A 20,504-nucleotide genomic window follows, 5' to 3' on the forward strand; every position below is an offset into this window, starting at 1 on the left:
TTATTAAATTAATCAGATCTTCATGAACCCATTAAGAAAACAGAGACTCTATGCTTTGATTGCAGTTCTAATAGGATCACTTCTAGCAACTTGGCTAGTTGTTTCAGCTTTATCCGAGAATATGAATTTGTTTTATTCACCTAGTGAAATATTAGGAGTTGATATTGATGAAAATGTCTTGATCAGAGCTGGAGGAATGGTGAAGCAAGGCTCTATTGAAAAGAGTAAAGATTCTTTAAATGTCAGATTTACCGTCACAGATTATCAAAATGAGTTGATAATAAATTACGAAGGCATATTGCCAGATTTGTTTGACGAAAATGCTGGAGTAGTTGTAAGAGGAAATTTGAAAACCGATGGCACCTTTAAGGCTATCGAAGTTCTCGCTAAGCATGATGAGAATTATATGCCTCCAGAGGTAGCCAAGTTAATTGAGACGAAAGAATGATACCTGAATTCGGCCATTTAATTTTAATCGTCCATTTAATTTTGAGTTTATTGGGTGGATCACTGCCACTTTTAGTAGTTTATGCAAACTATAGAGCTTTTGAGATTTCAATAAAGAAATTATCAGTGACACTTTTTATATTAATAACAATCTCTTTTCTGTCTTTAGTTTATTCCTTTCTAGTAGATGATTTTTCTGTCGCATATGTTGCCCAAAACTCAAATATCAATTTACCAGTTTATTATAAGTTAGCTGCAACATGGGGTGCCCATGAAGGATCATTGGTTCTATGGATTTTAGCAATGAATGCTTGGTTAATAGGCTTTATCTTTTTTACTCGTTCTAAAGATAAAGACTTTCTCGCAACAGTATTTTCTATTTCTTGTCAGGTCATCTTTGCTTTTTCACTTTTTACACTCTTCACATCCAATCCTTTTGAGAGAATTTTACCTATACCTCCTCTAAATGGTGCTGATCTTAATCCTTCACTACAAGATTTTGCATTTACAGTGCATCCACCCTTACTTTATTTTGGATATTCTGGTTTATTAATTCCTTTTGCTATAGCAGTATCTGCAATGCTGATTAAAAAAGATACTAAAGACTGGGCTAGTCATTCTAGACCCTGGACACTTTTATCTTGCAGTTTCTTAACAATGGGAATAGCGTTGGGAAGTTGGTGGGCTTATTATGAATTAGGCTGGGGCGGATGGTGGTTTTGGGATCCTGTAGAAAATGCAGCTTTCGTGCCTTGGCTTTTATCAGTTGCTTTATTCCACTCTTTGATCACCAGTCAAAATAGAGGAGTTTTTGGTAAGTGGTCCATACTTCTTTCAATCTTTGCTTTTGCTACAAGTTTACTGGGTACTTTTTTGGTAAGGTCTGGAATTTTAACTTCCGTTCATGCCTTTGCTTTAGATCCAGAAAGAGGCTTATTTATATTAGCTATTCTTGCTTTTTTTGTAATAGGAAGTCTTTTTATCTACTCAATAATGGACTTCGGACATGTTGAAGAAAATAAATATGAGCTCACTTCCAAAGAATTTGGTTTCTTATTGAATAACTTGCTGCTTGTCGTTCTTGCTATCTCAATTTTATTTGGAACAATCTTTCCTCTTATCTACGAGGCATTTACTGGAGGAAAGCAAATATCGGTAGGGGCACCTTACTTTGAAATTATACTTTTTCCCTTTGCCTTAGCATTAGGATTACTGCAAGGCATTGCTCTTTATCTCTCTTGGGGTAAATCTTCGTCTTTTAGTTTTTTACCTAGAATGCTCATAGAGACTTTATCTATATTTTCGCTAATCATTCTTATTTTATTTGTTCTCTTTGACAATCTATATCTCAGTTCTTTTGCAACAATATTCTTAGCCTCGTGGATCCTAGTAGGAACATTACAGATAGCCAAAAAAAGAAATTTGAGCTATTGGAATTTCTTAAGAAAGAGATTAGCTGTAACATTTGCTCATGCAGGAATGGCTATTCTGACCATTGGAGTAGGGGTAGTATCAAGTTACTCTCTGGAAAAAGAGATAATTTTATCGCCAGGAGATTCAACACAATTTAGTGATCAAACCATTAATTTTCAATCAATAGATGATCTATTGGGACCAAATTACACATCTAAATCTGCCATTGTCTCTTTTGATGATGGAGGGGAACTTTCTAACATAGTAACTGAGAAAAGAACTTATTTACCCTCGGGCCAGATGACAACTGAGGCAGGAATTCAAGCGGACCTTTTCAAAGATTTATATATATCGATTGGAGATAATTTACAGTCTAATATTTGGTCTTTTAAGGTTCAAATTAAACCATTTATCCGTTGGATTTGGCTGGGTGCTCTTTTGATCGCAATTGGTAGTTTCTTGGCGGGAGTGAGACAATTTAAAAGAAGATGAAAAAAATCATAGACGCATTACCCCTTGTTGTTTTTGCCTCATTAATCATTGTACTTTTCTCTTTTTTAAGCGACAGAGATGATCAGTTAGAAACAGCACTGATAGATAGCTCCTTTCCAGAATTCAAACTTGGATCATTATCAGACGAATCTAGGGTGTTGACCAAGCAAGACATAATTAAATTACCAGCTTTGATAAATGTTTGGGCTACTTGGTGCATAGCGTGTAGGGTTGAGCATCCTTTTTTAATGAAATTAAAAGAGGAATCTAGACTTACAATATACGGCCTAAATTACAAAGATAATAAATTAAAAGCTCTCGATTTACTTGAAAGAGATGGAGACCCATTCGAATTTTCTATATATGATTTTGAAGGCAGATTGGCCATTGATTTGGGAGTATATGGGGCACCTGAAACTTTCTTTATTGATAAAAATGGTCTTATTCGAGAGAGGCATGTTGGTGTAATTGATGAAAAGGTGTGGGAAGATAAATTTTCTAAATACCTCGATGAATAAACTCATTTTCTTTTTATTATTTCTCATTTGCTCTATACATATTAGTGTTGAGGAGAAAGTAAATTTTGACAATGAGGCATATCCTTTTGCTAGTGAGGCTCAAGAGTCATTATTTTATTCTCTTCTAAATGAGTTAAGGTGTCCTAAATGCCAAAGTTCAAATCTTGCAGGTTCTAATTCACCTATTTCAAATGATTTGAAGCGAGAAGTTTATGAATTAGTGGTAGAAGGCAAATCCTCTAAACAGATTAAAGATCATTTAGTTGATAGATACGGTAATTTCATAATCTATAATCCGCCTATTGAGCCAGCTACATATGCATTATGGTTCGGTCCATTCATTTTGATACTCCTATCGGTGTTAGTAATTATTTTTGTTAGGAAAAGAATAATTTAATGAGCTATATCTATTTTTTTTTAATCATATTTATTCCTTTGTACGCTCTATTAGTTAAAAAGGATGATTTTTTTAAATTTAATATCAAAATAATTATTGTTGGATTAGTTTCAGTTTCTTCTTTGCTAGTTTATGAAAATATACTTTCTGATGGATCTCTAGAATTAGCTTATCAGAAACAATCATTGGATATATTTCTTGGAGAAGATAAGCAAAAAAAAGAAAATAAAAGAGAAGAAGTAAATAACTTGATTACTCAGCTTGTTAAAAAAAAAGATGTTGAGCCAGGAGAATTATACATTCTTGCACGTCAGCTAAAGAACATTGATGAATTTATGCTTTCTAGAGAACTTTATAAGGAGATTTACAATAGATTTGGTGATGATTTGGACGGAGAAGTAGTTGCTGAATATGCCCAAGTATTGTTCATGAGTGCCGGTAGGGAATTTAGTGACACTGTATATATTTTGTTAGAAGAAGCACTTAAAAAAAATCCAAATAATCCTTCAGCCTTAACTCTAAAGGGTTTAGCTGAACTTGAAAAAAGTAATCCTCAATTGACTATTGAATTATGGAACCAAGCTATTCCCTTGTTGAATTCTGAGAAAGAGAAAGAAGATTTAAAGTCGCTAATTGAAGCAGTAAAAAAAAGAAAAAATCAGTAGTTTCCTAAGCATATATAGACTAAAATTTCTGGGCAAATGAAAGTTAATTTTGTTTCATTCATGCCTTTATTCAAGGCATTGGTTTCTTGCCCCCTAAAGGAATTACAATTATGAGACTCAATTCTATCAAGCTTTCTGGTTTCAAATCTTTCGTTGATCCAACTTCTGTTACCTTTCCATCGAGCATGTCATGTATTGTTGGCCCAAACGGTTGTGGGAAATCTAATGTTATAGATGCCGTTCGTTGGGTTCTAGGTGAGAGTTCGGCAAAAAATTTGAGAAGTGATTCTATGACTGATGTAGTTTTTAATGGCTCATCTTCAAGAAAACCAGTCTCAAAAGCTTCAGTAGAATTATTTTTTGACAACAAAGAGGGACGTATAGGTGGAGAATTCTCAAGTTATAGTGAAATCTCTGTAAGGAGGAGTTTAGAATTAGATGGTCAATCTAATTATTATTTAAACGGAACAAGCTGCAGAAAAAAAGATATAACCGACGTTTTCTTAGGTACAGGATTAGGACCTAGATCGTATGCAATCATTGAACAAGGAATGATATCGCAATTAGTTAGCGCTAAACCTGAAGAAATGAGAGGCTACATAGAAGAAGTAGCTGGCATCTCAAGATACCTTGAGAGAAAAAAAGAAACCGAATCAAGAATAAAAAGAACTAAAGAAAACTTATCAAGACTAGATGATTTGAGGGAAGAGATTACGAGATTATTGTTCAAACTCCAGAGACAAGCTAAGGCTGCAGAAAAATATCATGAGCTAAGAAAAGCTGAGACACAAGCCCAATTAGTGCTTTTAGGTTCAAAATGGAGAGATGTTTCATCAGCACTAATAGTAAAAGAACAGGAAGTTAAGAATCAGGAACTCAAAGTCGAAGAGATAAATTCTGAAAAAAATACATCTGACAGCGAGATTATTAAACTAAGGGCAAAGCAAATTGAGCTCCAGACAGCATTAGATAAAGTTCAACAGGAGTTTTATAGTTTCGGTGCAGATATATCAAGAACAGAACATGATATTTCCCTTAAAAAAGATAGAGTTAATGAAATAAATGAAAAAATTTCTACTAATTCAATTCTTATTGATGCAAGATCTAAGGATTTACAAAATCTTGATGAGAGTAAATCATCTACTCAGAAAGAACTCATTAATATTGAAAAGGAATTACAGTCTCTTAAAGAATCGGGTAACGAGGAATCTAATAAAGCGGAGGCTAAGAAAATCGAAGGTTCTTGGCTGGTATTCATAACTCGAACTAAAAACTTAATAGCAGATCTTTCTGGTGCTATTGAAAATGTACAGTCCAAGTTATTCAAAAAAGAATCAATAGAAGATGAATTTGCAAAGGTAGATTTTATTCGGAAGGAGATAAGTTATCTAGAATCTGAACCTGTAAAGTTGACAAAGTTGACGCAAGATTTTTTGATTAATGCATCTGAAGGCGCGAAGCAACAAAGAATAAACTTAATAGATAAAACTGATAAGTATGCAGAATTACAGGCAAAACTTGCTTCACTAAATTCTGAAGGGTCTCATTTAGATGGGAAGATGCATGATCTAAAAGAAGAAAATTCAAAACTCGAAGTCGAGTTAAATGAATTGAAGGAACCAATCAGTCAAATACAAAAGAAGTTAGATTCACTTTTATCAGATAGACTAAAGGTTGAAGACAGATTACTACAATCAAGGAAAGATATTGAAGAATGTAATGCCTCTATACATAACATTGAAAGAGAAAAAATCGAGAAAGAACAGGCCGCAATAACACTTAGAGAATTACTAGAAAATCTTAGGTTAGACCGACAAGCCTCTAAGATTGAACAAGAGAATATTGAATCGCAAGTTGTTGGTTTAAATGGAAATCTCTCAAAAATAAAAGAAGATTTAGATAAAGACAAAACTGTTGAGAACTATGCTGCTGAATTAGAGCAAATTGAATTAAAGATATCTAGATTGGGTGCAATAAATCTAGTAGCAATGGAAGAATATGATCAAGAGTTAAAAAGAAAAACATTACTTGATGAGCAACATAAAGAACTTATGGAAGCTCTAGAAACTCTAGAAAGTGCCATAACTAAAATAGATAAAGAGACTCGTACCACTTTTAAAGATACTTTTGATAAATTGAACAAAAGTCTTTCTCTTTCTTTCCCAAAATTATTTGGGGGAGGTCATGCTGAATTGGTAATGCTGGGAGATGATTTACTCACCTGTGGAATAGGAATCACTGCAAGACCACCAGGAAAAAAGAATGCGAGCGTTTCTCAATTGTCAGGTGGTGAGAAGGCACTCACTGCAATAGCTACTGTCTTCGCTTTTTTTGAACTAAATCCAGCCCCTTTCTGTCTTCTTGATGAGGTAGATGCACCTTTAGATGATCTCAATACCATGAGATTTATCGACCTTGTTGAGGAAATGTCTCAGAGAGTCCAGTTTGTATACATCACTCACAATAAGATTTCTATGGAAAAAAGTAAGCATCTTATGGGAGTTACAATGCAAGAGCCTGGTGTTTCTAGAATGGTAGCAGTTGATGTAGATCAAGCTGTGGAAATGGCAGCAAGTTAATATGTTTAATCTGGCAGAAATTCTTACATTACTTATTGGCTGTTTATTAGCATTGGTCTTCATAGACGGTATTAGAAGAGCTTTAAGAATAAGAAGGAGCAAGCTGAAAGTTGATCTAATCAATCTCTCATCTGAAGAAAGTGAAGATTTCGAAAAGGAATGGCAGGGGTATGAAGATAAAGAAGAATCTGAATCATTATCATCAGAAGACGATCATGAAGAAGATTTAGGTATTGCTCCCCCTTCTAACTTAAATATTATTCGTCTTCACGACGAAAGTGATTCAGTATTTTCTGAATCTTCATTATCTCAAGCCTTAGTTTTTTATAACTACAGATATGAAGAAAAAGGCATATTTACAATATTAGATTCGGAAAATAGTCCTTCATTTACGATCTTGAATGGCAAGAACCCTGGTTTCTTTTCTGAATCTATTAAATCGAATGATATTGCATTAGTTCTTGACCCCCAAAACCTAACTAATCCAATCGAATCTTTCGAGTTATTTGTCGAGGTCTCTCAAAGCATCCAGGAGACCTTCCAATGCCAAATACTGGATGAAGATCGAAACTTTATGACCAAACAAATGATTGAACATATGAAAAATCAATTTCATGAATATCAAAGGCAATTTCTTGCTTCTGCTAGTTAGTTCGATTATTGATGAAAGATAGTCCGAAGATCAAAGAAAGGGTACTGGAACTCCATAAACTTATAAATCTCCATTCTCATAACTACCATTCCTTGGATGAACCTTCTATTGAAGATCATCAATATGATGCTCTGTTTAATGAGCTACTCGATTTGGAAGCCAAATTTCCAAAATATCAATTTTCTTATTCTCCTTCCCAAAGAGTCGGCGGCAAGCCTCTTGATGGTTTTAAGAAAATAGAACACTTGACTCCTATGCTTTCTTTAGACAATGCATTTAATGATGATGATATGGAAGACTTTAATAAACGCATCCTGGAGAGGCTACTTGTCAAAGGCAACATAAGCTTTTCATGCGAACCTAAGTTAGACGGAATTGCAGTAAATCTGTTATATAAAAGCGGTCACCTAGATATAGCTAGCACTAGAGGAGATGGAAAAGTTGGTGAAGATATCACTCATAATATAAGAACCATCAATTCAATACCTCTCTCACTTATAGGTGATAGTTCTGACCTGCCAAGCCTAATAGAGATAAGGGGAGAAGTTTTTATCGAAAAAAAGGATTTTGATTTAGCAAATAAAAAAGCAATCAAAGAAGGAGAAAAAACTTTTGCCAATCCTAGAAATGCTGCGGCTGGTAGTCTTCGCCAATTGGATCCATCTATTGCTGCTTCAAGGCCTTTGAAATTTTACGCTCATGGTATTGGTTACATTAAGGAAGGAAACTTTAAACTGCCTGACTCTCAATCCGAGATGTTAAAACAATATCAATCATGGGGGCTCCCAATTAATCCTTTCAGTGATGTGGCTGATGATTTAAAAGCTTGTGAAGAATATTTTCATAAAATTTCGAATGAGAGAGATAATCTTCCGTACGAAATTGATGGCATAGTTTTCAAAGTTAATAACCTAGATAAGCAAATTTCTTTGGGACAAGTCTCCAGGGCGCCCAGATGGGCCATTGCAAGAAAATTTCCTGCTGAGATAGGAACTACCATTGTAAAAAAAATCTCTTATCAGGTTGGAAGAGTGGGTGGGATCACGCCTGTCGCCGAATTTGCTCCGGTCAATATTGGAGGAGTTACCGTTTCACATGCCAGCATTCATAATTTTGATGAGATAAATCGATTAGATGTAAGGGAAGGTGATACAGTCGATATTAAAAGAGCTGGAGATGTCATACCTCAGATAATTTCTGTGGATTTGAATAAAAGAAAAAAGGAATCTTCAAAAGTATCTTTACCAAAAAGATGCCCATCTTGTAATACTGATTTAGTAAAAATAGAAGGGGAGGCTATCTTAAGATGCACCATGGGACTCGATTGCCCTGCACAAAGAATTGGAGCTTTAATCCATTTTGTTTCAAGAAATGCTTTAAATATTGATGGCCTAGGCGAAAGGATTATTGAATTATTGGTAGATAAAAATTTAGTATTAAATTTCGCCGACTTATTTAGATTAGAAATAAAGGATATTGTCGATCTTGAAGGATTTGGTGAGAAGTCAGCTACTAATTTAATTCGTTCTATTCAAGAAAGTAGAGAAACCACTTTACCTAGATTTATATATTCACTTGGAATAAGGGAGGTTGGTGAAGCAACGGCTATGAACCTTGCTTTAAATTTTAATAACATAACTAATTTTCTCTCAGCAAAAGAAGAAGATTTATTAGAGATAAATGATATAGGTCCGGTTGCATCTAATTTCATAAAAGAATTTCTAGCCTTAGAAGAAAATATAAGTTTAGTTAAAGATTTAATCACTTTAGGAGTCAATCCTAAAGCAGTGGAAATCAAAGGGGATAATCCTTTTAGCTCTAAATCAATAGTTATTACAGGTTCGTTTAATGGCATAGCAAGGAGTCAGCTGAAGGAAGAATTGATAAGAGTAGGGGCGAAGGTTTCTAGTTCTGTATCTAGTAAGACTGAATTTTTGATTGCGGGAGAAAAACCTGGTTCAAAACTAAAAAAGGCCTCTGACCTTAATATTCCAATTCTTGATGAAGAAGAGGCCTTAAAGATTCTGGACAGTTAGATGTATAAAGTATTCACTAGTATTTTCATTTTAATAATATTGAATGCTTGTGCATCAAATAGCCCTCCAAGCACCACCACAGATGTTTGTAAGATCTTTAAAGAAAGATACAGCTGGTATAAAGCTGCAAAAAAGACTGAGAAGAGATGGAAAATTCCAGTTTCTGTTTCAATGGCTATTATCAAACAAGAATCAAGCTTTAGGGCTGACGCACGACCAGAGAGAAGAAAGCTTTTAGGTTTTATACCCTGGAAAAGAGTTACTAGTGCTAGAGGCTATGCTCAGGCAGTTGATGGCACTTGGGAAATGTACCTAAATGACCGAGGGGGATGGTTTGTTAGTAGAAATGATTTTGAGGATTCTGTCGATTTTGTAGGTTGGTACAATTATAAGACTCATAAGCAACTGGGCATATCACTTACAAATGCTAGGGCCCTATATTTGGCATATCATGAAGGGCGAGGTGGGTATAAAAGAGGAAGCTATAGAACTAAGCCATGGCTATTATCAGTAGCGGACAAAGTACAAAGACAAGCTGATAGGTATCAAGTACAATATGATGGCTGCAAAAAAAAATTAGGAAAAAGATTCATCTTTTTCTAATAATTACATATGAAACAAAAAATTAAAATATCAATTAGTGTAGCTTTCTTATCATTACTTACCTCATGTGCTAGCTCTCTTGTTGTTCAATCTGACTCTGATTCGCAGTACGACATATCTGCATATAAAACCTATTCGATTGTCACACCTTCTCTTGATGATCAAGACGAGATGATCAGCATAAACCCGATCCTTATTCAAAGGATCGCAAGATCATTGGACTCTGTATTAACTCAAAAAGGACTTAAAAAGTCTGACAATGCAGATATAACAGTTAGATTTTACATAGGTACAATGAGGGAAATAGAAAGAGCAACAGACCTTGGAGGCTATGGTTATTATCGATATGGATACCTTGATTCTAGGGACCAACGTTTTATTAGATCAGAAAAAGATGAAATATCAATTAGATTTCATGATACGAGGACTGATGACGTCGTGTGGTATGCCTTCACTAGATTCAAAAGAGCGAGTGATAAGTATGATCAAGCTGGTGTAGATTCTTTAATTCAAGAGGTCCTTACTAATTTCAATTAAATCTTTCAGGTGATAAGGACTTTAATTCTCTGCCCATTAAAGGCGGTGCCTCTCCCGCAATCATACTTGCAATAATTTCAGCGCTAATAGGTGCAGTAACAGATGCTCTCGAGCCATGAGATGTATTAATGAAGATACCATTTTTCTTCCCTACAAGAGGCATATGGTCCTTGGAAACTGCTCTATGACCTGTTTGTCCAGAGACAACATTCATTTCTTCATCTATTACTAACTTTAAGTTATTCAGATTATATAAATGGTCATCCTCAGATAAATCATTATCTTCACTATCGCTATAACTTGAGCCGACTAGATGAATATTATTTACTCGAGGTGAAATATATCCCTTTGCGCAAATAGGTAATTTGATTTTTGAAACACTATCTAGACTTTCTATATGGGTTACTTGACCCCTTTTTATACTGATACCATCTATATCTAAAATCTCAGAAGTATCACTACCAGTACATAAGCAAACATTCTGATATTTAAACTCTTTCTTTCCAATATTGAAGTAAACAGCTTCTTTCTTTTTGGTTATGTTTTTTATCTGTGAAGAAGTAAAAACATTTATTTTTGGAGATTCTATAAGAAATTTACACATCTCCTTAGGTAGAATATATCCTGCATCTTCATAGATAAGCCCATTCAATTTAATATCTATTCCTGATATTTCTGAAGCTTCGACAGGATCAATAAATCGATAGATCTCTCCATCAGCTCTTTTTTCAAGAAGAGATGATTGCCTTTTTTCTGTTGCTGCATCATGGTTAAGGACAATAACTCCTGTTCTTTTCCAGGCATCCGTTTTTAGCCGTTTATAAAAATTTGTTGCAAAGATATATGAATGGAGTGTGAAAGAACCAAAGGCAGTGTCGTGGGCAGAAAGTCTCGGGTAGGTAACAAGTAGTTCATGTGAAGAGGCGCCTGAACAAATATTGTCAGACTTTTCATATAAGTCAACCTCCATGCCTTTCTTGGCAAGTGTATAACTCAATATACATCCTGCTATTCCAGATCCAATAACTGCCACTTTCGTATTTAAAGAGTTCTTCTTTTGTTCCTTAACAACCTTACCTTTAAGCATATGTCTTTTATCTAAAAATCCCTTTGTTCTTTTATGATTGAAACCAGATTCAGTCAAATTATTCTTTACTAAACCAGAAGATGTATAGGTAGAAAATGTTGTTTCTTCATGACAAGATTTATAAATATACTTAAGTAGCTTTATAGACCAAAGATCGGGATTTTTTGAAGGAGAGAATCCATCAAGATACCATGCATCAACGTTATTCATTAATTTAATATATTTTTGAGTGTTATCAATTTCTCCGACAATTAAATTAAGAATAATCCTCCCATTAAATAATGGTATTTTTTGAACACCTCGAATATTTCTTGGATAGTTAAGTTCTAATTCAGCAATATATTCTTTAAGCTCCGGATACGAATCATTTAACTTTCTAAAATCACTTAATCTGAATAAATATTTATCAAAGGAGTAAAACTCTAGTACCTGATCTTGTTTAACATAGTTCAACCAAGCCATGCATGTGGTAATAAAATTAATTCCGATGCCAAAACCTATCTCTCCGATGTAAAACCTTGAATTTTCTTCGAGGTTTTCAAATCTCTCTTTAAGGTTATTACCCTCGATAAATACGTGATTACACTCTGCGACTGCACCTTGCGAAGATGAGTAGAGATCATCGAATTCCTCTGAAAAGAGGGTGTTATTTTTTATTGAAAAAGGCGCAAACTCAGAATTAAGAAAAGAGTTTACGCCTTGTTTGATATTTTTTTCTCTACTTATTTCCTGTAGGTATTTCGTTAAAGGGTAGCCCTTTATCTGCTCTCATATCCTGAGGCATACCAAGCACCTGTTCAGAAATAATATTTTTAAGTATTTCATCTGTACCACCGGCAATTCTAATACCAGCAGCTCCCCAAAAGCCAAACTGATACATGGATTGCTCAGCACCTTCTTCGTCTGATCTTACAATGCCCGCTGAATCAAGCATATCAAGACCAAAATTAGCAATTTCCTGAAGTTTATTCCCACTAACTATTTTTGTTATAGATGACTGTGGTCCAGGTGTTTCTCCTCTTGATAGGGCTGAAATATTCCTATACTTTGCATATTTCAATCCACTCTGTTGACAATACCAATCAGCAAGTTTTTCTCTGACAGAGTCATTTTCTATGGCTAATTTACCATTTAGGTCTTGTCCTCTAGCAAGCGAAAATGCTTCTTCGAAGTCAGGTCCCGAGGCATCACCAACAGCTAATCTTTCATTCATTAATGTAGTAAGAGAAACTTTCCACCCATCTCCTACAGCCCCTAGTCTTTGACTGTCTGGTATTTTTACATCAGTGAAATAAACTTCATTGAAATTCGCACCGCCAGATATTTGTTTAATTGGTTTTACTTCTATCCCCGGAGACTTCATATCTACAAAAAAGAACGTTAAACCTTTGTGCTTAGGTGCAGTAGGATCGCTTCTGGTTACAAGTATTCCGTAATCACTAAAGTGGGCACCGGAAGTCCAAACCTTTTGTCCATTAATAGTCCAGGTATCCCCATCCAGTTCGGCTTTAGTTTTGATACCTGCCACATCAGAACCAGCAGCTGGTTCGCTGAAGAGCTGACACCAAATTTCTTCGCCTGTTGCCATAGGAGGCAGATACCTTTCTTTTTGTTCCTCAGTTGCGTACATCATCATTACTGGGCCAGCCATTCCTTGACCAATTTCTAGGTAGCCTCCAGGTACTTTGAATTTCGAGACTTCTTGGCCCCATATGACCCTCTCTATAGGAGTTGACTCTCTGCCACCATATGTTTTAGGCCAATGAAGACATGCCCATCCACCTTCATGAAGTTTCTTTTGCCATATTTTGACCTGCTTTAGGCCTTCTTCTTCCGACGATGCTCTCCAACTATCTTTTGGTCCTTCTTTAAGTTCAGCATTTGAAGCAAGCCAGTCGTAAGCTTCTTTTCTAAATTTAGCTTCTTCGGGAGTATCATTAAAGTCCATATCTTTCTCCTATATTTGATTGGCTCTTTCTAAAGAACCGATTAGTTTATCTTTCCAAATTGATTGGCTACCTATGTTTGCAGCAAGTTGGCGACATCTCCTGTAATAGAGATGGCAGTCAAATTCCCAAGTAAAACCCATACCTCCATGAGTTTGAATGTTTTCTTTAGAGCACTCGTGAAAAGCCTGACTTGCACTAACGCGACAAGTTGCAGCAGCAGTGGGTAGCTCAGGAGCATCGGTACTTAGTGCCCAAGCTCCGTAGTAGCAATTTGAACGAGCAAGTTCGACAGCTATAAACATATCTGCCAGCTTATGCTTTATTGCTTGGAAGGAAGCAATAGATCTTCCAAATGCGTATCTTCCCATAGCATATTCCTTTGCCATGTCCATACAAGCTTCAGCACCACCTAACTGCTCAAATGAAAACAAAACAGCTGCTCTATCAAGTAAACATAGAACATCTGACCAGTCTGATTTAAGTTCAGTTGCTGGAGTATTAGTAAAAGTGATAGAAGCATGAGATCTTGAAGGATCTAGCGTAGATTGAGGTTCTATTTGAATGCCATCAGCTGATCCATCAACTAAATACAGGCTTACACCTGTCCCGTTATTAGCCGTCACTATAAAAGTATTTGCAACATCTCCGTCAGCTACAGCAATTTTTGTACCCGATAAAGTTCCGCCGGTAAAAGAGCAGCTGATGTTAGCTTCTGTAGGTGAAGTATTGGTTTCATTATGAGCAAAGGCGCCTATTTTTTCTCCAGAAGCAAGACCTGGAAGAAAAGATTGTTTCTGTGATTCGTCACCAAAATTTAATATTGCTTCAGATGCCAAGTACACACTAGAAGAGAAAGGTGTTGGAGCCAAGCTTCTTCCTAGCTCTTCAGCAATAACACATAATTCTAAGTACCCTAATCCGAGTCCGCCATATTCTTCAGGGATTGCAGTAGCGGTGAAACCCATTTCTATAATTTGAGCCCAGAGATCTTGATCAAATGATTCTTCACCTTCTAATACTTTTCTAGCTCTTTTAACTGATTCTTCTTTTTCAAGAAATTTTCTAGCAATATCTTTTAATTGCATTTGATCAGCAGAAAATTCAAAATTCATAATATTCCTCTATTTTAATCTAATTCTATTTTAGATTAATTGTTAAACTTTATTTTAGAATCTATTGTATATGCGATCAAATAGAATGAAAGAGCAAATTAAGAAACTATGAATCAAAATCTTAGTGAAGAAAAAAAGGACATAAAACCTGAAAGACCGGAATTACCCTCAAATAGAAAAACGAGAAGGACAGGTGGAGGAGGTTTTTTATTTTCCTCTTTGTTATTGGTATTAAATTCAATCGGTTTGATAATTTTATTTCTATGGTTTTTTAATACCTCAGGAAATCAACAAGAAGCAGGACAAAATTTTGTGGAAAGAATTAGTATTCTGGAAGAGAGACTCGCAGAGAAGGATGATCAAATAAGTATCTTAACTGAAGAAGTCAATGCAGATTTAAAGTTTGTCAATAAAGAAGTAAGAAAATTGTGGGATCTTAGTAATAAGAGAAATAGAAAAAATATTTCTGAAAATTTAAATTCTATTGAGAGTTTGAATGAAAAAATTGAAAGTATAGATAAAAAAGACGAAGTTTTATCTGCTCAACAAAGAGCCCTTACACTCGAGTTAGCTAGAATTAAAAATATTCAAGAAAATATTAATATTGAGATAGATAGCTTTGATAATACTGCACCTGTAGAAATAGGATCTGATAGATTGACAAATATTGAAGAGAGTATCGATTCCTTTAATGCATATCGCGTTCAGGTAAATCAATCATTACTTAATCTAAGAGAGGAGCTCAATGAACTTGAGTTAGCCTTGTCTCAAGCTGAAAACGAATAGGTTACATTCTTCACTTGTATGCCTATAATGATCGCTCTCGCGGATGTGGTGGAATTGGTAGACACGCCAGATTTAGGTTCTGGTGCCGCAAGGTGTGGAGGTTCGAGTCCTCTCATCCGCACCAATAATCAACTAACTTGTTGAAGTTTTCCGTATGTTTTTAGCATCAGATCTCTCATCCATTTTGATGAAGACTCGTTATCATTATTCTCGTGCCAATACAGATGCAAAACTAGTGGATCAATATCGAAAGGTAATTCTCTCCAGGCTAGATTTCGATCGACGGCAAACCCTTTGGTAGTAGTTATGGCCATATCGGACTGTTCAACTATGTAAGGTGCTACAAGGAAGTGTTGAGCTCTTAAGTATATGTCCCTGGTCAAACCTAATTTGTAGAGTGTCATGTCCACATGGCCCATCCCAGTCTTTCTGTTTGAAATATGGATATGAGAAAGATCTAGGTAATCTTCAATGGTTATTTTTTCCTTATCTAATATGGGATGATCTTTTCTTACGATCATCACATAATCCTCTTGATATATTTTTTCATGTTTTAGGTGTTGATCACTTTGAAGGGGAGGGTCAATGCTAAAATCTATAGCACCTGAAGCGAGTTCTCTCGGAGCGTCTTTTCTAGGGGTGAGATAAGTTTCTACTTTTACCCTAGGAGCTATCTCCGCAAGTTCTTTGATCAATAAAGGAAGAAGTCTATATTCTGAAGTATCACCAATTGAAATTTTAAAAGTCATTTCTGCAGTTGATGGATCGAACTTTTCACTTACGGAAATTGTATTCTGTATTAGGGATAAAGCGTTTCTTATGTCTCCAATCAATTGATTTGCAACAGGTGTTGGAATCATTCCTCTTGAGGTTCTTATAAATAACTCATCATTAAAAAGGTCTCTTAACCTTGCCAACGCATTACTTACAGCCGGTTGTGTTATACCAAGAACTTGCCCAGACTTGGTCAAGTTTTTTTCTGTATAGATTACATCAAATGCTATGAATAAATTTAGGTCCGTGTCTTTAATTTTCATATTGGTTTAGATTTTTTGCTGAATTAATTGAGACATATAGACTAAGCAGGCATATATCTCTATGATTTACAAAATAGGTAATAAAACGTTATAACTAAAATTTATAATATACCAAAATAGTATTTATATAAATGATAAGGGGAAAAAATGAGTTTTGAATTTTCTGATAGATCAAAAGATTTGCAATTGCGCATTTCTAAATTTTTAGATGATCATGTCTATCCTGCGGAAGCTATATATGCTCAACAAATGGAAGAATTTACTCAGCAGGGAGATAGATGGCAAATTCCACAAATAATTGAGGATAAAAAAGAAATAGCAAAGTCTGAGGGTCTTTGGAATTTATTTCTTCCTGAGAATCCTATGGGTGAAAGCATGAGTAATCTGGATTATGCACCTTTAGCTGAAATTATGGGAAGATCGGGTATAGCTTCAGAAATATTCAATTGCTCTGCTCCGGACACTGGCAATATGGAAGTCTTGGCAAGATATGCAAATGAGGAGCAACAAGAAAGATGGTTAAAGCCATTATTGAATGGAGAAATAAGATCTGCATTTGCAATGACCGAACCTGCCGTCGCTTCTTCTGATGCAACAAACATATGTTCTTCGGCCGTACTTGATGGGGATGAGTATGTGATAAACGGCGAGAAATGGTGGACATCAGGAGCGGGTGATCCTCGATGTAAAGTCCTCATTTTTATGTGCATGACCAATCCAGATAACCCTAAACATCAAAGACAATCGCAGATTATTGTTCCTATGGACACTCCTGGAATAAAAATTGAAAAAATGATGCATGTTTTTGGATATGATGATGCACCTCATGGACACGGTCGCATTTCTTTTAAAGATGTAAGAGTGCCAAAGGAAAATTTACTACTTGGTGAAGGGAGAGGTTTTGAGATCTCTCAAGGAAGATTGGGTCCAGGAAGAATCCATCATTGCATGAGAACCATCGGTGTTATGGAAAGGGCACTTGAATTTATGATTAAACGATCTGAAGAAAGAATTGCTTTTGGAAAGAAAATTTCAACTTTAGGCGCTAACTATGACTATATTGCTGAAAGTAGAATAGATATAGAAACATCAAGACTACTCACTTTAAATGCCGCGCATATGATGGATACTGTTGGAAATAAAGTTGCTAGAAGTGAAATCGCACAAATAAAGGTACATGTACCTATTGTGGCATGCAGGTTAATTGACAGAGCAATACAAATGCATGGTGGCGGAGGAGTTAGTCAGGACTTTCCATTAGCTAGCATGTATGCTCACATGAGGACACTCAGATTAGCTGATGGACCTGATGAAGTGCATAGAAGAGTAATTGCTAGGGAAGAGCTTTCCAAATACTCCGACCAATCTGCCGAAACTATTGTCACAAGAGATTAAAGTTTCATAATATTAGTCAATAAAAGGTCCAGTAGGGCCTTTTATTTTATAAGCCCTTTAAACTCTTCGCATATCTCATCTATGGATTTTTTTATACCTGGCACTTCAAGCATATTAAAGAAACCATGGATGTATGCAGGGTATTCTTTGTAAACAACAGTAACATTTTCTTGTTTTAACTTTTCTGCATATTGCAGTCCTTCATCTCTTAATGGATCAAAACCGGCGGTTATAATCAAAGCTGGGGGAAGGCCTTCAAATTTTTCTGCTAGCAAAGGCGAAACTCTTGGATCGTTTTTTAGTTCATCCAAATCCAGATAATGATTAACAAACCATTTCATGAGTTCCTCAGTAAGTACAAATCCTTCATTACAATCTTTTATCATTGAATTAGTTACCAATCTAAGGTCGGTCGCAGGGTAGATAAGAAGTTGAGCGTTTGGTAGAGGTTTTTCTTTTTTCTTCCTCTCAATACATATTGAAGTAGCTAAGTTTCCTCCGGCACTGTCTCCACCGACTGATATCATTTCTGGATCAACCTCTAAGAGCTCTGCATGATTTGATATCCATTCGTAAGCATCAAAGCAATCATTAAAGGGAATAGGAAATTTATATTCTGGTGAGAGCCTGTAATTTACTGAAAATATTTTTATATTTAATTTCTTACAGATATATCTGCAGACATTGTCATGAGTATCGGTATCACCAATTACCCAACCACCTCCATGAAAGTAAACTAGTGATGATCCAGATTTATTAATACTATCAGAAGAATATTCTCTTACTTCTATGGTATCGCCTTCAACAGGCACCTTGTGGTTTGAAGTAATTATCTCTTCAAGGCCAATCTTGGAAATATTCTGAGATATATAATTCGCTCTTAAGTCAGTTGGTGATATATCTTTATATTGGATTCCTAGCTTTTCGTTTTGCTCACAAATAAGTTGAAATGCAGGAAGTAATTTTCTTCCTCCTAGTGTGATTTGTTTTTTGCCAGATAACCACAGAAGGATAAAATTTGGCAGCATCAGTATCAGTCTTATCATAATTAATTAAAAGCCCCATAATAAGTTTCTTTTCACTTTATAAATATACCTTAAAGTTTTATCTCTTAAGAATAAAGAATTAATAAGGAGAATTTATAGATGATATGATTACTACATTTTTAGTATGTACGACATTGTAATAATTGGAAGCGGACCGGCAGGATATGTCGCTGCAATAAGAGCTGCGCAACTCGGACTGAAAGTAGGGTGTGTTGAGCAATCATCTATTGGTGGAACTTGCTTAAATATTGGCTGTATTCCATCAAAATCGTTACTAGATTCTTCATATAAGCATTATCAATTGGAAGACCAGTATTCAAAACATGGTATAGAAATAAAGGATGTAAGTATTGACTTGAAAAAGATGATGTCCAGGAAAGATGAAGTCGTGAAGCAGCTGACTAATGGAGTGAGTGCGTTATTTAAGTCTAATAATATTGATCTGATCGAAGGCAAAGCAAAAGTTACATCTCATACATCAGTTGAAGTATCTAAAGTTAGTGAAAGTCATATTTATGAAACCAAGAATATAATTATTGCTACTGGTTCTAGCCCTACAGAATTAAATAATATCAACTTCACAAGCAACATCGTCGATAGTGAGGGAGCTTTGAAGTTTGAAAGAATACCCAAACAATTAATAGTTGTTGGAGCAGGAATAATCGGGCTGGAATTAGGAAGTGTTTGGGCAAGATTAGGGTCCGAAGTAACAATTTTGGAAGCTCAACAAGAGTTCTTGCCAATGTTGGATGCAAGGATGTCTAGACAAATTCTTAGAGAATTTAATAGACAAGGGTTAGATATAAGATTTGGGTCTAACATTTTAGATATTTCAGACACAACGAATGGTGTGGAAGTCAAGTTCCAAGAAAATGGAGAAGATATTGATCTGAAGGCTGAAAAAATGATTGTAGCAATCGGAAGAAAGCCCAATACTCAAGATTTATTCAATAATGATTTAGTTTCCATAGATGATAAAGGCTTTATCGAAGTCGATGAACATTGCCAGACTAAGACTAAGAACATATGGGCAATTGGAGATGCTGTGAGAGGACCAATGCTAGCTCATAAAGCTTCGGAAGAAGGAATTATGGTTGCGGAGAGAATATCTGGTGAAGATTCCCTAATCAATTATGCACACATTCCCAATGTTATTTATACTCATCCAGAAGTGGCTTGGGTTGGTAAAAGTGAAAAAGAGCTTAAGAAACTTAAGGTAGATTACAAATCTGGATCTTTCCCTTTTGCTGCTAGCGGAAGAGCACTCGCATCTGGAGATTCAATAGGTTCTGTTACCATCCATGCTGATAATCAAACAGATCAAATACTAGGGATTCAAGTCTTTGGACCTTCCGCAACTGAGATCATGCAACAAGGCTTGATAGCAATGGATAATAAAGTTACATCGGAAAAATTTAGTACAACTATATTCAGTCATCCCACCGTTTCAGAGGCGCTTCATGAAGCGACACTAGCGATGAATCAAAAGGCTGTTCATATTCAAAATAGAAAGAAGAAAATAAGCATCTAGGCAGAATTCTCATCTGCCCTTTTACAACTTACCCATTTCTTTCTGAGCTTATTTCCATAATTCGGGAATGTTCTATCACACTTTTTCTTTATTGACTCTTCAACTTTGCTCAATCTGGAATCATCAGTACTTATAATATTTTTTAGTTGATAATCGAAAGATAAAGAATAAAGACTATAAGAAGATAAAAACCATAGTGTTAGCAGTAATTTTTTCATAGAT

19 protein-coding genes and 1 tRNA gene are annotated in these 20,504 nt (G+C 35.4%); 14 read left to right on the forward strand and 6 right to left on the reverse strand.

Annotation, left to right across the window (positions count from 1 at the left end; genetic code table 11):
• The first annotated feature begins 22 nt into the window (after nt 1-22).
• From ccmE to M9C83_02295, 10 genes are all read left to right on the forward strand, one after another.
• A complete protein-coding gene (gene ccmE, locus M9C83_02250; protein URQ67040.1) occupies nt 23-448 on the forward strand; it encodes a cytochrome c maturation protein CcmE in 426 nt (141 codons plus the stop codon).
• Complete coding sequence (locus M9C83_02255; protein URQ67041.1) at nt 445-2,352, forward strand: heme lyase CcmF/NrfE family subunit; 1,908 nt, start codon at nt 445-447, stop codon at nt 2,350-2,352. The genes ccmE and M9C83_02255 overlap by 4 nt, the downstream gene beginning before the upstream one ends.
• Complete coding sequence (locus M9C83_02260) at nt 2,349-2,870, forward strand: DsbE family thiol:disulfide interchange protein (protein URQ67042.1); 522 nt, start codon at nt 2,349-2,351, stop codon at nt 2,868-2,870. The genes M9C83_02255 and M9C83_02260 overlap by 4 nt, the downstream gene beginning before the upstream one ends.
• A complete protein-coding gene (locus M9C83_02265; GenBank protein URQ67043.1) occupies nt 2,863-3,267 on the forward strand; it encodes a cytochrome c-type biogenesis protein CcmH in 405 nt (134 codons plus the stop codon). Before M9C83_02260 ends, M9C83_02265 begins: the two co-directional genes overlap by 8 nt.
• Nucleotides 3,267-3,932, forward strand: a complete 666-nt coding sequence (locus M9C83_02270) for a hypothetical protein (GenBank protein URQ67044.1) — start codon at nt 3,267-3,269, stop codon at nt 3,930-3,932. The genes M9C83_02265 and M9C83_02270 overlap by 1 nt, the downstream gene beginning before the upstream one ends.
• 110 nt (nt 3,933-4,042) lie before the next feature.
• Complete coding sequence (locus tag M9C83_02275; protein ID URQ67045.1) at nt 4,043-6,511, forward strand: chromosome segregation protein SMC; 2,469 nt, start codon at nt 4,043-4,045, stop codon at nt 6,509-6,511.
• A gap of 1 nt (nt 6,512) precedes the next feature.
• Nucleotides 6,513-7,163, forward strand: a complete 651-nt coding sequence (locus tag M9C83_02280; protein URQ67046.1) for a cell division protein ZipA C-terminal FtsZ-binding domain-containing protein — start codon at nt 6,513-6,515, stop codon at nt 7,161-7,163.
• A gap of 11 nt (nt 7,164-7,174) precedes the next feature.
• Nucleotides 7,175-9,199 carry an NAD-dependent DNA ligase LigA gene (gene ligA, locus M9C83_02285; protein URQ67047.1) on the forward strand — a complete coding sequence of 675 codons (2,025 nt, stop codon included), beginning with the start codon at nt 7,175-7,177 and terminating at the stop codon, nt 9,197-9,199.
• Entirely contained in the window at nt 9,200-9,802 is a 603-nt protein-coding gene (locus M9C83_02290) for a transglycosylase SLT domain-containing protein (protein URQ67048.1), read from the forward strand.
• A gap of 9 nt (nt 9,803-9,811) precedes the next feature.
• Nucleotides 9,812-10,339: a DUF4136 domain-containing protein gene (locus M9C83_02295; protein ID URQ67049.1), complete on the forward strand. Its 528-nt coding sequence runs from the start codon at nt 9,812-9,814 to the stop codon at nt 10,337-10,339.
• Here M9C83_02295 and mnmC read toward each other — a convergent pair.
• The 3 genes from mnmC to M9C83_02310 form a co-directional block, all read right to left on the reverse strand.
• On the reverse strand, nt 10,332-12,083 hold the full coding sequence (gene mnmC / locus M9C83_02300; GenBank protein ID URQ67386.1) for an FAD-dependent 5-carboxymethylaminomethyl-2-thiouridine(34) oxidoreductase MnmC: 1,752 nt from the start codon (nt 12,081-12,083) through the stop codon (nt 10,332-10,334). The genes M9C83_02295 and mnmC overlap by 8 nt on opposite strands.
• Before the next feature lie 61 nt (nt 12,084-12,144).
• Nucleotides 12,145-13,374 (reverse strand): acyl-CoA dehydrogenase family protein, encoded by a 1,230-nt coding sequence (locus tag M9C83_02305; protein ID URQ67050.1) that lies wholly within the window; start codon nt 13,372-13,374, stop codon nt 12,145-12,147.
• Between the two features lie 9 nt (nt 13,375-13,383).
• Nucleotides 13,384-14,487, reverse strand: coding sequence for an acyl-CoA/acyl-ACP dehydrogenase (locus M9C83_02310; GenBank protein ID URQ67051.1), 1,104 nt, complete (start codon nt 14,485-14,487; stop codon nt 13,384-13,386).
• 108 nt (nt 14,488-14,595) lie between these two features.
• Between M9C83_02310 and M9C83_02315 the strand changes: the two genes are divergently transcribed.
• Both M9C83_02315 and M9C83_02320 read left to right on the forward strand, forming a co-directional pair.
• Complete coding sequence (locus M9C83_02315) at nt 14,596-15,273, forward strand: hypothetical protein (GenBank protein URQ67052.1); 678 nt, start codon at nt 14,596-14,598, stop codon at nt 15,271-15,273.
• A gap of 39 nt (nt 15,274-15,312) precedes the next feature.
• Nucleotides 15,313-15,397: transfer RNA gene (locus tag M9C83_02320), tRNA-Leu, on the forward strand.
• Between the two features lie 4 nt (nt 15,398-15,401).
• Here M9C83_02320 and M9C83_02325 read toward each other — a convergent pair.
• On the reverse strand, nt 15,402-16,310 hold the full coding sequence (locus M9C83_02325; GenBank protein URQ67053.1) for a LysR family transcriptional regulator: 909 nt from the start codon (nt 16,308-16,310) through the stop codon (nt 15,402-15,404).
• A 147-nt stretch (nt 16,311-16,457) separates the two neighbouring features.
• On the opposite strand from M9C83_02325, the gene M9C83_02330 reads away from it, so the two are divergent.
• Nucleotides 16,458-17,705 (forward strand): acyl-CoA dehydrogenase family protein, encoded by a 1,248-nt coding sequence (locus M9C83_02330; GenBank protein URQ67054.1) that lies wholly within the window; start codon nt 16,458-16,460, stop codon nt 17,703-17,705.
• Nucleotides 17,706-17,746: 41 nt separating this feature from the next.
• On the opposite strand, the gene M9C83_02335 is transcribed toward M9C83_02330, so the two are convergent.
• On the reverse strand, nt 17,747-18,733 hold the full coding sequence (locus tag M9C83_02335; GenBank protein URQ67055.1) for an alpha/beta hydrolase: 987 nt from the start codon (nt 18,731-18,733) through the stop codon (nt 17,747-17,749).
• Between the two features lie 133 nt (nt 18,734-18,866).
• Between M9C83_02335 and lpdA the strand changes: the two genes are divergently transcribed.
• Nucleotides 18,867-20,282 (forward strand): dihydrolipoyl dehydrogenase, encoded by a 1,416-nt coding sequence (gene lpdA / locus M9C83_02340; GenBank protein ID URQ67387.1) that lies wholly within the window; start codon nt 18,867-18,869, stop codon nt 20,280-20,282.
• Here the strand turns inward: lpdA and M9C83_02345 are convergent.
• A complete protein-coding gene (locus M9C83_02345; GenBank protein URQ67056.1) occupies nt 20,279-20,500 on the reverse strand; it encodes a hypothetical protein in 222 nt (73 codons plus the stop codon). The genes lpdA and M9C83_02345 overlap by 4 nt on opposite strands.
• Nucleotides 20,501-20,504 lie beyond the last annotated feature (4 nt).

The organism is SAR86 cluster bacterium (assembly GCA_023703575.1).
Lineage (GTDB): Bacteria > Pseudomonadota > Gammaproteobacteria > Magnimaribacterales > Magnimaribacteraceae > Magnimaribacter.